General features: G+C 67.1%; 12 protein-coding genes. 4 read left to right on the forward strand and 8 right to left on the reverse strand.

Annotated elements, in window-relative coordinates; all coding sequences use genetic code 11:
• Positions 1-128: 128 nt before the first annotated feature.
• On the forward strand, positions 129-1,553 hold the full coding sequence (locus BST47_RS05195) for an FAD-dependent monooxygenase (protein ID WP_083124130.1): 1,425 nt from the start codon (positions 129-131) through the stop codon (positions 1,551-1,553).
• On the opposite strand, the gene BST47_RS05200 is transcribed toward BST47_RS05195, so the two are convergent.
• Together BST47_RS05200 and BST47_RS05205 are read right to left on the reverse strand one after the other, a co-directional pair.
• Positions 1,544-2,830, reverse strand: coding sequence for an ArsB/NhaD family transporter (locus BST47_RS05200; protein ID WP_083124131.1), 1,287 nt, complete (start codon positions 2,828-2,830; stop codon positions 1,544-1,546). The two genes, BST47_RS05195 and BST47_RS05200, sit on opposite strands and share 10 nt — an antisense overlap.
• 11 nt (positions 2,831-2,841) lie before the next feature.
• Positions 2,842-3,345 (reverse strand): CBS domain-containing protein, encoded by a 504-nt coding sequence (locus BST47_RS05205; RefSeq protein ID WP_234809574.1) that lies wholly within the window; start codon positions 3,343-3,345, stop codon positions 2,842-2,844.
• Positions 3,346-3,498: 153 nt separating this feature from the next.
• Between BST47_RS05205 and BST47_RS05210 the strand changes: the two genes are divergently transcribed.
• Both BST47_RS05210 and BST47_RS05215 read left to right on the forward strand, forming a co-directional pair.
• The gene (locus tag BST47_RS05210; RefSeq protein WP_083124132.1) at positions 3,499-4,353 is read left to right on the forward strand and encodes a sensor histidine kinase; all 855 of its coding nucleotides are present in this window, start codon (positions 3,499-3,501) and stop codon (positions 4,351-4,353) included.
• Positions 4,353-5,009 (forward strand): response regulator, encoded by a 657-nt coding sequence (locus BST47_RS05215; protein ID WP_083124133.1) that lies wholly within the window; start codon positions 4,353-4,355, stop codon positions 5,007-5,009. The genes BST47_RS05210 and BST47_RS05215 overlap by 1 nt, the downstream gene beginning before the upstream one ends.
• On the opposite strand, the gene BST47_RS05220 is transcribed toward BST47_RS05215, so the two are convergent.
• Entirely contained in the window at positions 4,976-5,437 is a 462-nt protein-coding gene (locus tag BST47_RS05220; RefSeq protein ID WP_083124134.1) for a DUF1707 domain-containing protein, read from the reverse strand. The genes BST47_RS05215 and BST47_RS05220 overlap by 34 nt on opposite strands.
• 158 nt (positions 5,438-5,595) lie before the next feature.
• On the opposite strand from BST47_RS05220, the gene BST47_RS05225 reads away from it, so the two are divergent.
• A complete protein-coding gene (locus BST47_RS05225; RefSeq protein ID WP_083124135.1) occupies positions 5,596-6,648 on the forward strand; it encodes a class I SAM-dependent methyltransferase in 1,053 nt (350 codons plus the stop codon).
• A gap of 13 nt (positions 6,649-6,661) precedes the next feature.
• On the opposite strand, the gene BST47_RS05230 is transcribed toward BST47_RS05225, so the two are convergent.
• The 5 genes from BST47_RS05230 to BST47_RS05250 are packed head-to-tail and all read right to left on the reverse strand — an operon-like array spanning position 6,662 to position 12,613.
• Positions 6,662-8,881, reverse strand: coding sequence for an AAA family ATPase (locus BST47_RS05230; protein ID WP_083124136.1), 2,220 nt, complete (start codon positions 8,879-8,881; stop codon positions 6,662-6,664).
• Between the two features lies 1 nt (position 8,882).
• Positions 8,883-9,734, reverse strand: a complete 852-nt coding sequence (gene pssA / locus BST47_RS05235; RefSeq protein WP_207568531.1) for a CDP-diacylglycerol--serine O-phosphatidyltransferase — start codon at positions 9,732-9,734, stop codon at positions 8,883-8,885.
• Positions 9,731-10,468 (reverse strand): phosphatidylserine decarboxylase, encoded by a 738-nt coding sequence (locus BST47_RS05240; protein WP_083124137.1) that lies wholly within the window; start codon positions 10,466-10,468, stop codon positions 9,731-9,733. The genes pssA and BST47_RS05240 overlap by 4 nt, the downstream gene beginning before the upstream one ends.
• A 40-nt stretch (positions 10,469-10,508) precedes the next feature.
• Entirely contained in the window at positions 10,509-11,702 is a 1,194-nt protein-coding gene (moeA, locus tag BST47_RS05245; protein WP_083124138.1) for a molybdopterin molybdotransferase MoeA, read from the reverse strand.
• Positions 11,702-12,613 (reverse strand): SDR family NAD(P)-dependent oxidoreductase, encoded by a 912-nt coding sequence (locus BST47_RS05250; RefSeq protein ID WP_083124139.1) that lies wholly within the window; start codon positions 12,611-12,613, stop codon positions 11,702-11,704. Before BST47_RS05250 ends, moeA begins: the two co-directional genes overlap by 1 nt.
• Positions 12,614-12,629: the final 16 nt, after the last annotated feature.

The raw sequence follows: 12,629 nt of genomic DNA on the forward strand, positions 1-12,629 counted from the left end.
GGGCACTCCGTTTCTGTCGTGGCTCGGCAGCGTGCCGTCAGTAGAGGGCAGATAGCGGGGTGTCAGCCGGGTTAGGGCTCGGGCTTAACACCAGTCTACGTGGGCCGATGCGGCTACCATCCGCCCTCATGGACACAGTGGATGTGGTGGTGGTCGGGGCCGGACCCACCGGTCTGATGCTGGCCTGCGAACTCGCCCTCGCAGGCGTGGCGGTCCGGGTGCTCGAGGAACGCGCCTCGACACCGAACATCACCAGGGCCTTCGCCGTGCACGCTCGCACCCTGGAACTGCTCGACGCGCGCGGGATGGCCGAGGCTCTGGTGCCACGCGGGGTGCAGGTGTTCGAGCTCGCTCCGCCCGGCGGTACCACGGTCGACCTGCGGGACCTGCCCGGCAGGTACGCGATGCTGTTGATCGTCCCGCAGAGCGGCACCGAGCACGTGCTCGAGACCCGCGTCGGCGAACTCGGCGTCCCCGTCGTGCGCGGAGCTGAAGTGGTCGGGCTGACCCAGGACGACGGTGGTGTCACGGTCGCGTGTGCCGACGGGACGTCGATCCGCGCGAAATACGTGGTCGGCTGCGACGGTGCCCACAGCACCGTCCGTGGTCAGGTCGGCATCGAATTCGCAGGCAAGCAGTACGAGACGCACATCCTGCTGGCCGACGTCGCGTTGACGCGCGCACCGTCCGACACCCTGACCGGGGTGACCAACGAGCGTGGTGTCGTGTTGATGATCCCGTTCGGCGATGGCTGGTTCCGCGCCATCGCATGGGACCGGTTGCGTGAACAGGCGCCGCTGACCGAACCGGTGACGCTGGACGAAATCCGCGATTCGTTCGTCCGCATCGCCGGTGAGGACTACGGCATGACCGAGATGAGGTGGAGTTCGCGGTTCCTGTCCGAACGCAGACAGGCGCGGCACTACCGGTCGGGCCGGGTGTTCATCGCAGGTGACGCCGCCCATGTGCATTCGCCGCTGGGCGGCCAGGGCATGAACACCGGCATCGGCGACGCGATGAACCTGGGCTGGAAGCTGGCGGCCGCGTTCAGTGGATCGGCGCCGACGTGGTTGTTGGATACGTATGAAGCCGAGCGGCATCCGGTCGGCGCGGCGGTGCTTCGGACGACCGACGCCTTCAACCAGGTGGTGCTCGGACGCTCGAAAGTGCAACGCGTCGCACGCACTATCGTCATCGGAACGCTGACCCGGGTGCCCAAGACCAGGCGACTGATGCGCGAGTTCCTCAGCGGTATCGGAATCGCCTACCCGCGCAAGCGCGGTGACCACGCGTTGGTGGGCCGCCGGATGCCCGAGGTCGACTGCAGCGGCGAGCGTGTCTACGAATTGTTGCGCGCGGGGAAGTTCGTGTTGATCACGGCGACGCCGGTGGACACCGGCCGGTCCGACATCGTGCACGTCGTCGGCAGGCATCCAGAGCTTCCCGCCGCTGTTCTGGTGCGTCCCGACAGCTACGTGGCCTGGGCCGACAAGCGGGTCCCGAGCGCCGCCGAACTTGTTGCAGCGGTGGATAACTGGACGCATCAGAAGTAGCGCAGCCACACATAGACCCAAGCGATCGCGGTCGAAAGCAGCGTCACGACAATGCCGTAGCGGGTGAACCGCCAGAAGCTGATCGCGTGCCCGGCCCGCTGCGCAATGCCGATGGCGACGACGTTGGCGCTAGCGGCGATCGCGGTGCCGTTACCCGAGAAGCATGCACCGAGCGCGAACGCCCACCACAAAGCTCGGCCGGTGTCGGCGTCCGGTGCCTGCGCGGCCATGTCCTCGACCACCGGAGTCATCGTCGCCGTATACGGAATGTTGTCGACGAACGCGCCGAGAATGGCGGATCCGAACAGCAAACCCGTTGCGGCGAGGAAGAAGTCGTCGCCGAACAGGTTGACCGCAGCGTCGCCGAGCCACCCGATCACACCGGTGTGCACCAGGCCCGAGACCATGGCGAACAGGCCCATGAAGAACACCAGTGTCGGCCATTCCACCTCGGGCAGCACCTCGGCCACGTCGACGTTGGTGACCAACAGCATCGTGCCCGCGCCCAGCAGCGCGACGATGGACGGCGCCACATGCAGCACCGAGTGCAGGCAGAAGCCGACGATCACCAGCGCCAACACCACCATCGACCGCAGAAGCAGGCCGGTGTCCTTGATCGCTCGCCGTTCCTGCAGCGCCATCACCTTGTCGAGGCGCATGTGGTTGGCGCGCAGATCCTTTCGGAACAGGAACTTTGTGAAGAGGACGAACAGTGCGAAGATCACGAGCACAATCGGCGCCATGTTCACCAGAAAGTCGTTGAACGTCAGGCCGGCCCGGCTGCCGATGATGATGTTGGGCGGATCGCCGATGAGGGTGGCGGCCCCGCCGATGTTGGACGCCAGCACTTCGGCGATCAGGAACGGCTGCGGCGCGATCTCCAGCCGGTCGCAGATTACGAGCGTGACCGGTGCGACGAGCATGATGATCGTGACGTTGTCGAGTACCGGTGAGGCTACGCCCGTGATGACCATCAGCATCACCATGAGCCGAAACGGCTTGCCCTTGGAGCGTTTTGCGGCCCAGATCGCGAGAAAGTCGAAAAGCCCCGTCTGCTTGATGACGCCGACGATGACCATCATGCCGAGCAGCAGGAAGATGACGTTCCAGTCGATGCCCTCGTGCTCTGAGTAGAAGATCTGCACGCCGGGGGTCAGGCCGAGCAGCGTCATCAGGCCCGCCGCGACGAGGACAGTTTTTACCTTGTTCGCGCGTTCTGTCGCCAGAAACCAGAAGGCGACGACGAATATCGCCAGCGCCAGGAGAGGGGCCAGCACGGGCCGGTGGATCAGTCGTTGGGGCCGGCCACGGCCAGACTCGTGAGTAGCCGCTCGAGCGTTACCGCACCGACCAGCTTTCCCCCGCGGTCGACGACCGCGATCAGCGGACTCCGTTTGTTGGCCATCACGGTGGCGATCTCGAGAAGGGTGGCGTCCGGGGCCACCGTCACCGGTTTGGCGACCGGGGTGGGCAGGCAGTCGCCCACGGTCAGCCGGCCCGGACCGTGCCAGAACAGGTCGGCGTGGATCTCGTCGACGGTCCGCACGAGCGCCGGATCGTCGCGGTAGGACTCGGGGATCGTCAGTCGCAGGACTTGGGTCCCGGGCAGCACGGCAATTGGACGGTCGGACTCGTCGACCACGACGAGTCCGGGTAGCCGGTTGACCACCATCAGCTGTATGGCCTTGGACACCGGGTCATCCATCCGCACCGTCGGTGGGGTCACGGCGATTTCATGTGCTTGCATGAGCTCGTTCCAATGGGTGCCGGCGGTGTCTGCGGTAAGCGTCATCGTCCTCGTCCTCCGGTCATTTCGTCGACTGACCGTGCATGTTGAGGGTCAGTCTGGGCGGAAGAGAAGTGGCGCACCATCGGGTCTGACCCCCATTCGGGCGAGATGTGGCCTGTATGGACAAACCTCGGTGCAACGGTTCACGCTGGGGCTATGAGAGGGGCGCGCACTCCAGCCGCCGCGCTGTTTCGGCGTGTCTTCCTGATCAACGGGCTGATCTTCGTCGCCGGGACGCTGATCCTGGCGCTGTCTCCCGCGTCGGTGTCATCGCGCATCAAGCTGACCGAGATACCGGTCCTGGTCGTCGGGCTGGCGGTGATGCTGACGGCGAACGCGCTGCTGCTGCGGTCGAGTTTGGCGCCGCTGCTGAAATCCGAGCGGACGACGGCGGGCGCGACCGCGCTGGCCGCCCAGGAAAACGAGCGTCAGCGCATCGCCCGCGAACTGCACGACGAGATCGGGCAGACCCTCACGGTCGCGCTGCTGATGCTCAAGCGCGCTGTCGATCTGGCGCCGACGGAGATCAAGAGCGAACTCGCCGGGACGCAGGAGGCGGTGCGCGCCAGCCTCGACGAGGTCCGCAGCATCGTGCGTCGATTACGCCCGGACGCGCTCGAAGACCTCGGACTCACCAGTGCGCTCAACGCGCTGTGCAGTGAGTTCTCTCAGGCCACCGGTCTGACGGTGGTCAAACACATTGCCTCCCAGGCTGATCGGCTGCCTGCTGATGTGGAGCTGGTCTGCTACCGGGTCGCCCAGGAAAGCCTGACCAATGTCGCGCGGCATGCCGCCGCGCACAAGGTGTGGCTCGACATGCACACCACCGCGGATCAGTTGACACTGCGGATCGCCGACGACGGACGGGGTGGCGTCGCCGACGAGGGTGCGGGGATCAACGGGATGCGCGAGCGGGCGGTGCTGGTGAACGCGGCGCTGACGATCACCTCCGTCAAGGACGAGGGCACCGAGGTGCGCCTGGTGATTCCGCTGCCGGGGCGGGACGGCTGATGCTCGCCTCTCCCGCGCGGATTTTGCTCGCCGACGACCACGCCCTGGTGCGCAGCGGCTTGCGGATGATCATCGATGCGGAGCCCGATCTCACCGTGGTGGCGGAGGCGGCCGACGGCAGCGAAGCCCTCGACGTGCTCGACCGCACACCGGCCGACCTGGCGATCCTCGATATCGCGATGCCGCGCATGACGGGTCTGCAGGCGGCGAGGGAGATGAATCGCAGGCATCCGCACGTCCGGATCCTGATCCTGTCGATGTATGACAACGAGCAATACTTCTTCGAGGCGCTGAAAGCCGGGGCCTCGGGATATGTGCTGAAGTCGGTCGCGGACCGCGACCTGCTGGAGGCATGCCGCGCGACGCTGCGCGGTGAGCCGTTTCTGTACGCGGGCGCAGTGACTGCGCTGATCCGGGACTATCTGCACCGGGCGCGGCAGGGCGACGCGCTGCCCGACACCATCCTCACGCCGCGCGAGGAGGAGGTGCTCAAGCTGATCGCCGAGGGCTTGTCGACCCGCGAGATCGCGACCACGTTGAGCATCAGCGCCAAGACTGTCGACCGTCATCGCACCAACACGCTGGCCAAACTCGGGCTGCAGGACCGGGTCGCGTTGACGCGCTATGCGATTCGCGCAGGCCTGATCGAGCCCTGACGCGCCGCGCAGCCACCGGGGACCGCGAACCGGATCGGCACCGCGTGTCCGATGAGGCCGATGCCGGCGCCGAGGATCGGCCACACCGGCCAGAAGTACCAGGCGCCGGCGGTGAGGCCGACGACCAGCCACACCGTCAACACGATGACGACCATCGCGAGGTAGGCGGCGAAGTGCAGCTGCACGCCGCGCCATGCGGCCCTGCGGCGCGCCTGCCTACGCGCCGGGTCGTTGCGCCGAATGCGGTCCAGCGGCAGGTCTGCGACGAGTTCGTGCAGTTCAGCTGTGGTGTGGGCGGCGAATGTCGTCTGCAGGCGGGTCTCGTACTCGTCCAGTGAGAAATAGCCCTGCGCGAGGGCTTGGCCCAGCAGGCTGGAAGTCTGCTCACGCTCGCGATCGCCGGCTCGAACGGTCAATGGCGCGGTCATCGTGGCCTCCGACTCTCGATCTTGACAGTGTCTAGTTCTGGCATCGACTATGCCCCCTTGAACTAGTCACTGTCAAGATCTATTTGCCTCGGCACAGACGGCCGGATCGGGGAGGTCAATGTCCGGCACGGCCCGCTCAACGCGCCCACTATGGACACATGGCTGTCGACGAGGCGAAGTTGAACGAATTCCTCGGCAAGGCGGTGGGCGACCTCGGGGCCGCGATGAGTGCGACGCTGATTCTCGTCGGCGATCGACTCGGGCTGTATCGCGAGCTGGCGAAGGGCACCGTGACGTCGTCTGAGCTGGCGCAACGCACAGGAACCGACGAGCGCTACATCCGAGAATGGCTCGGGAATCAGGGCGCAGGCGGATACGTGGAGTACGACCCCGCCACCGACGAGTGGTCGCTGAGTCCAGAGCAGGCGCTGTGCCTGACCGATCCGAGCGGACCGGTCGACATGCCCGGCGCGTACAACATCGTCGAGGCGACCTTCCACGCCCTCGAGCACACGCTCGAGAACTTCAGGTCCGGCCGCGGTATGGAGTGGGGAGATCATCACCCCTGCCTGTTCGAGGGAACGGAGCGCTTTTTTCGCGCGGGCTACAACTCGAACCTGATCGGCTCATGGCTGCCGGCGCTCGACGGTGTCGTCGAAAAACTCGAAAGCGGGGCCAAGGTCGCCGATGTCGGATGCGGCCACGGTGCTAGCACCATCCTGATGGCGAAGTCCTTCCCCGAATCGGAGTTCGTCGGCTACGACTATCACGCCGAGTCGATCACGGTCGCTGCCGAAAAGGCCGCTGCCGCAGACGTTACGAACGCGCGCTTCGAAGTCGCCGATGCCGTCGGCTACCAGGACAAGGGCTTCGATCTCATCGCGTTCTTCGACTGCCTCCACGACATGGCCGATCCGGTCAGCGTGTCGCGCCATGCGCGCGAGGCGATCAACGACGACGGCACCGTGATGCTCGTCGAGCCGTTCGCGAATGACCGGGTGGCCGACAATCTGAATCCGGTGGGTCGAGTCATGTACGGCGCGTCCACCCAGATCTGCGTGCCGGTTTCCCTGGCGCGCAAAGGTCCCGCGCTGGGCGCCCAGGCAGGTGAAGCGCGGCTACGCGAAGTCGTGGTCGACGGTGGCGGGTTCACCCGTTTCCGCCGGGCGACCGAGACTCCGTTCAACCTCGTGCTCGAGGCTCGGCCGTAGTCGACGAATGTCGTCAGCGGGCGGCAGAGAACGCCCGCAGCGACTCGACCTGGACGGGGTCGAGCGACGGCCGCACGGTTTCGCGGGCCTTGGCCACGTCGTCGGCGGTGACCGCGGCGGCGTCGATGGAGCGCCGCATCGCCGTCAGTGCGGACTCCCGCAGCAACGCCACACAGTCGGCGGCACTGTAGCCCTCCAGCCCGGCGGCCAGCGCGTCGAGGTCGACGTCGTCGGCCAGTGGCACGGATTTGCCTGCCGTGCGCAGGATCTCGCGACGGGCTTCGGCGTCGGGCGGTTCGACGAAGACAAGCTTTTCGAGTCGGCCGGGCCGCAACAGCGCCGGGTCGATCAGGTCGGGCCGGTTCGTCGCGCCGAGCACCACCACGTTGCGCAGTGGTTCGATGCCGTCGAGTTCGGTGAGCAGCGACGCCACGACCCGATCGGTGACACCGGAGTCGAAGCTCTGGCCGCGCCGCGGCGCCAGCGCGTCGAGTTCGTCGAGGAAGATCAGCGACGGCGCCGAGTCACGCGCGCGTCGGAACAGGTCGCGGACCGCCTTCTCCGAGGCGCCGACCCACTTGTCCATCAACTCGGCACCCTTGACGGCATGCACGCTCAGGCGACCAGAGCTGGCCAGCGCCCGCACCACGAATGTCTTGCCGCAGCCGGGCGGGCCGTAGAGCAGGACGCCGCGCGGAGGCTCGACGCCGAGGCGCTCGAACGTCTCCGGATGCTGCAGTGGCCACAGCACGGCCTCGGTGAGTGCCTGTTTGGTCTCGGCCATGTCGCCGACGTCCTCGAGCGTCACCGAACCGACCGACACCTCTTCGGTCGCCGAACGCGACAGGGGCCGGATCACGCTCAGCGCGCCGGTCAGGTCGTCCTGGGTCAACGCGGGCGGCTCGCCGTCGATGCTGGCCCTGGCCGCCGCCCGGAGTGCGGCCTCGCGCACCAGCGCGCACAGGTCGGCGACGACGAAACCCGGTGTACGTTCGGCTATTTCGGTCAGGGTGAGGTCACCGGCGGGCACGTCACGCAGCAGTACCTCCAGCAGCTGCTTGCGGATGGCGCCGTCGGGCAGGCTCAAGCCGAGCTCGCGGTCGCAGAGGTCGGGTGCGCGTAGGCGCGGATCGACGCTGTCGGGCAGCGCGGAAGTCGCCACGAACGCCACGCCGCGGGTGGCGACGGCGTTGCGCAACTCGGTGAGGATCAGCGTGGCAACGGGTTCGGCGGGTGAGGGGAGCAGCGCGTCGATGTCCGTGATGAGCAGGACGCCGCCGCCGTCACGGACGGTGGACACCGCCGCCGCAACACGGGTGAGCCGGTCCTCGGCTTGTAGTGCTCCGACCTCGGGTCCGTCCAGCTCGACGAGGCGCCGGTCGGTGCAGACCGTCCGCACCATGGTCGCCTTTCCGACGCCCGCCGGCCCGGAGACGAGCACGCCGAGATTCGCTGTCGCGCCGAGTGTTTCGAGTAGCTGCGGTTGGTCGAGGGCGAGCTTGAGCCACTCGATCAGCCGCGACGCCTGAGCGTGTGCGCCCTTGAGGTCGTCGAAACTGACGGTGCTCGCCGTCGACTCCTTGGCGGCGGTGACGGTCGGTTGGCCCGACGATGCGGCGGTGGACGGAGTCATCCCGTCGCCCCAGCTGACGAGCGAATTGGGTTGGACGCTCACAGGTCCCACCGGATCGACGCCAGTCACCGTCAGCAGTTCCGACGTCCACGTGATGCCGACCGACGATGCCAGCGCCGACGTGGCCGCCGACGTCGGGATGTCGGGACCGAGTTCGCGGGGAAGCAGCGAGACGGTGTCGCCCACCGTCATCACCTTGCCCAGCAGTGCCTGACGAAGCGTCGCCGGTGAGATCGACCGGGTCGCGAGGTTCGAACCGGACAGTGTCACCGATCGAGCGCCGTACACCGTTGCAGGCGCGACGAGCACCGTGGTGTCCTCCCGTACGCCTGCGTTGGACAGTGTGACGTCGTCGAACAGTGCGGTGCCTGCGGGCGTGCCCGGCGGCGCCACCCCGGCCACCGCGGCGGTGGTTCGGGAACCCGTCAGCGACACCGCATCCCACTCCCGAATGCCGAGCGCCGCAATGACTTCCGGATGAAGACGGACGACTCCACGCCGAGTGTCCAACGCTGAGGTGTTCAGGCGCGCGGTCAGCGTCAGCTGCTGCTTGAGGGCGGGACGGTCGGTTGCCGACTTCCCCGAATCGAAACCGGTCACGTCAGGAGCCCGGCCTGCGCAATCCGAGTCGCATCACCGACCGCCGGTGCGGCTGCGCACGACGAATCGCCCGCCGAGCCGCCCGCTGTTGTCGAGGTTTGTCGTCCCAGACCTCGGGATGGGCCGCCAGGAAGCGCCGGGTTCGGATCGCGAACGGGATGTGGATGACGTAGCCGAGGATGATCGCCAGGATCACGAGGTAGCCGTAGAGGATCGACGCGGCGACCAGGATCGCGACCGCCACCAGAAGCGGAGCCACCATGTTCGGTGCCACTGAGAAGGTGTGGATCTTGCGCATCGGCAGGGTGCTGACCGTCAAGAGCGAGACGCCGATCATCCAGATGACGACGGCGGCTTCAGAGGTCCACCAGCCGTCGCCGAACTGCATCTTGGCCGCCAGCGGACCGATCGCGCCGATCGCTCCGGCGGGCGCGGGCATGCCGACGAAGTACTTGCTCTCGTAGGCGGGCTTGGCGACGTCGAGCATTGCGTTGAACCGGGCCAGTCGCAACACGATGCACACCGCGTACAGCAACACCACGATCCAGCCGATTCGGGAAGACGAGAGCAGCGTGGCGTAGACGATGAATGCCGGTGCGACACCGAAATTCACCGCATCGGCGAGCGAGTCGATCTCCTCACCCATTCGGGACGTGGCCTTGAGTATCCGGGCCATGCGGCCGTCGAGCGCGTCGAGTATCGCCGCGACGGCCAGGAAGGCCATCGATTCTGTCGGTCTGCCGTCGAGTGCGAACTTCACCGAACTCAAGCCCAGGCAGATGGCTGTCACGGTCATGGCGCTGGGCAGGATGCGCAGGCTGATGACCGGCGTCTTGACGCGGGGTTTGATCACGTAGCGGCTCCGGCCGCGACGTCAGACGCGGGAGGCGCTGGCAACTCGGCCAATATTGTTTCGCCGCCGAGGGCGCGCTGGCCGAGGGAGACCAGGACGTTGGAGCCGGCGGGCAGGTAGGTGTCGAGCCGAGATCCGAACCTGATCAGGCCATAGGTGTCGCCCATCGCGAGTTTGTCGCCCACCTTCGTGTCACACACGATGCGGCGGGCCACCAGGCCGGCGATCTGCACGGCGATCACCTGCGCACCTTCTGGGCTGCGGATGACGACGCTGTTTCGTTCGTTGAGTTCGCTGGCGGCCTCCAGTTCGGCCGAATGAAACTTCCCTGGCCGGTGGGAGACCGCGACCACCTCACCGCCGATGGGGGCGCGCTGCACGTGGGCGTCCAAGATCGACAAGAAGATGCTGACCCGCGGCAATGGCGTTGAGGGCAGGCCGAGTTCGGCGGGGGGCACCGCCTCCTGGATGAGGCAGACCAGCCCGTCTGCGGGCGCTACGACAAGGCCGGGACGGGTTGGTGGCACCCGCGGCGGGTGCCGGAAGAACGCCGCGTTGGCCGCGGCGGACGTGAGTCCCGCGCGCCGCAGCCAGCGGATGCGGTACCCGAGCGCGGCGACCGCGAGGCTCGCGCCGACGAACGGTAGGCCCGCTGGGTGCATCGGAGGTATGGAGGAGCGCACCAGCGCGGCGAACCGCGCCGGGCCGGATTGAATGTCGGGGCGTCTGGCCATCGTGGGCCGATTCTACGGGCGAGACGTGCCGCCAATGGAGCTATGTCAAGTCCCAGATGTGAACAGTGGATCCACCGGCGAGTTCGCCGGTTTCCTCATCGATCTCCAACAAACAGTTCGCCGACGCGAGCCAGCGCAGGTGGTGTGAGGCTGGCGGTCCGTAACTGGTGACCGTGCCCGCTGCCGAATCGAATACTCCGCGGCGGAATTGGCGCTTCCCGCGCGGTGACGTGAGGTCCTCGGTCAGGACGGCGGTACGCCGCGGCCGATCGGGATGGGGCAGCCCCATCGCACTTCGCACCGGAGCGCGCAGGAACACCTCGAAAGACACCAGCGCGCTGACCGGGTTGCCCGGCAGCGTGATGATCGGCGTGCCGTCCACGACGCCCGAGCCCTGTGGCATGCCGGGCTGCATCGCGACCTTGACGAACTCCACCTCGCCGCCCAGGGCGTCCTTGACGACCTCATAGGCGCCGGCGCTCACCCCGCCCGTCGTGATGATGAGGTCGGCGTCGCGCATGTGACGGGTCAGCGCGTCACGAAACGCGGCGACGTCGTCTCCGGTCGTCGGTGACGCCACCACCTCGGCCCCGGCCTCGTGCAGCGCCGCGGCCAGCATCACCGCGTTGGATTCGTAGATCTGTCCAGGCTGCAGCGGCGTGCCGGGCGGTACGAGTTCCGATCCGGTCGACATCACCAGCACCCGTTGCCTGGGAATGACCGTCAGCTCACCCAATCCGAGCGCCGCGGCCAGTCCCACCGCCGCGGGGGTCACGACCTGCCCTGCCCGCAGCACGGTGGTGCCCGAGGTGACGTCCTCGCCCGCGCGTCGAATGTGTTGGCCGGGTTTGGCACTCGCGCGGATCTCGACGGTGTCGGTCGCGGCGTTGGTGGCCTCGACCGGCACCACAGCGGTAGCGCCCTGTGGCAGCGGTGCGCCGGTCATGATCCGGTGTGCGGTCCCCGATGTGAGGGTGAGCGGGTCGGTGCGGCCGGCCGGGATGTCCTCGGCGACGGGCAGCAGCACGGGCCGCTCCGCCGTTGCGGTCGAGATGTCCTCGGCCACAACGGCATAGCCGTCCATTGCGGAGTTGTCGAAACCGGGCAGCGACAGCGGTGCCACCACGTCGTCGGCCAGGACCAACCCCAGCGAGTCGGCGAGCGCGACGGTGATCGGCGCCCGGCGGCGGATCAGGCCGGCGACGACACGCTGATGTTCCTCGACGGACCGCATCAGACGGGAAAAATCACGCCGGTCAGTTCCTCGGACACCGTCCACAACCGACGCTGGATGGCCTCGTCGTGTGACTGTGCGCTCGAGGCAACCACTTTGGGGTTTCCCTTCGCCTCGCCGATGCCGTCGGGACCGTAATACTGGCCGCCCTGTGCACCCGGATCGGTGGCCGCGCGAAGGGTCGGCAACGCGCCCATCTCAGCGGGTTGGGCCACGACCTTCCACAGCGAATCCGGGATGAAGCCCGGCAGGTGCCGCATCAGTTCGGTGTCGGAGAAGCCAGGGTGCGCGGCGAGCGCGACGGTCGGGGCACCCTTGGCCGCGAGCCGACGCTGCAACTCGTAGGTGAACATCAGGTTGGCGAGCTTGGACTGGCCGTAGGCCTTGACGCGGTTGTAACTGCGCTCCCAGTTCAGGTCGTCGAAATGGATCTTGGCGATGATCCGGTGACCGACGCTGCTGACCGTCACCACGCGGGAGCCGTCGACGCCGATCAGGTTGTCGAGCAGCAGACCGGTGAGCGCGAAGTGGCCGAGGTGGTTGGTGCCGAATTGCATTTCGAAGCCGTCGCTGGTGGCTTCACGGGACGGCACGTACATCACACCCGCGTTGTTGATCAGCAGGTCGATGCGCGGATAGGCCGACCGGATGGCCTCGGCGGCCTTGCGGGTGTTGTCCAGCGACGACAGGTCGAGTTCTTGCAGGTCGACCTGGGCGTTGGGGTGTGTTCCCTGGATGCGCTGAAGGGCCTCGTTGCCCTTGTCGAGATTGCGCACCGCCATGACGACATGTGCACCCTTGCCGGCGAGGAGGGCGGCCGTGTCGTATCCGAGCCCGCTGTTCGCGCCGGTGACGATCGCTACGCGACCGGATTGATCGGGGATGTCTGCCGCGGTCCATTTGGCGCTCATGCGATCAACATACTGA

Source organism: Mycolicibacterium tusciae (assembly GCF_002086795.1).
Lineage (GTDB): Bacteria > Actinomycetota > Actinomycetes > Mycobacteriales > Mycobacteriaceae > Mycobacterium > Mycobacterium tusciae.

What these genes read in the sequence shown, in the direction of transcription:
- BST47_RS05195 (WP_083124130.1), top strand. Translation starts at nt 129, where the DNA reads ATGGACACAGTGGATGTGGTGGTGGTCGGGGCCGGACCCACCGGTCTG.
- BST47_RS05205 (WP_234809574.1), bottom strand. Translation starts at nt 3,345, where the DNA reads ATGACGCTTACCGCAGACACCGCCGGCACCCATTGGAACGAGCTCATG.
- BST47_RS05210 (WP_083124132.1), top strand. Translation starts at nt 3,499, where the DNA reads ATGAGAGGGGCGCGCACTCCAGCCGCCGCGCTGTTTCGGCGTGTCTTC.
- BST47_RS05215 (WP_083124133.1), top strand. Translation starts at nt 4,353, where the DNA reads ATGCTCGCCTCTCCCGCGCGGATTTTGCTCGCCGACGACCACGCCCTG.
- BST47_RS05220 (WP_083124134.1), bottom strand. Translation starts at nt 5,437, where the DNA reads ATGACCGCGCCATTGACCGTTCGAGCCGGCGATCGCGAGCGTGAGCAG.
- BST47_RS05225 (WP_083124135.1), top strand. Translation starts at nt 5,596, where the DNA reads ATGGCTGTCGACGAGGCGAAGTTGAACGAATTCCTCGGCAAGGCGGTG.
- BST47_RS05240 (WP_083124137.1), bottom strand. Translation starts at nt 10,468, where the DNA reads ATGGCCAGACGCCCCGACATTCAATCCGGCCCGGCGCGGTTCGCCGCG.
- moeA (WP_083124138.1), bottom strand. Translation starts at nt 11,702, where the DNA reads ATGCGGTCCGTCGAGGAACATCAGCGTGTCGTCGCCGGCCTGATCCGC.
- BST47_RS05250 (WP_083124139.1), bottom strand. Translation starts at nt 12,613, where the DNA reads ATGAGCGCCAAATGGACCGCGGCAGACATCCCCGATCAATCCGGTCGC.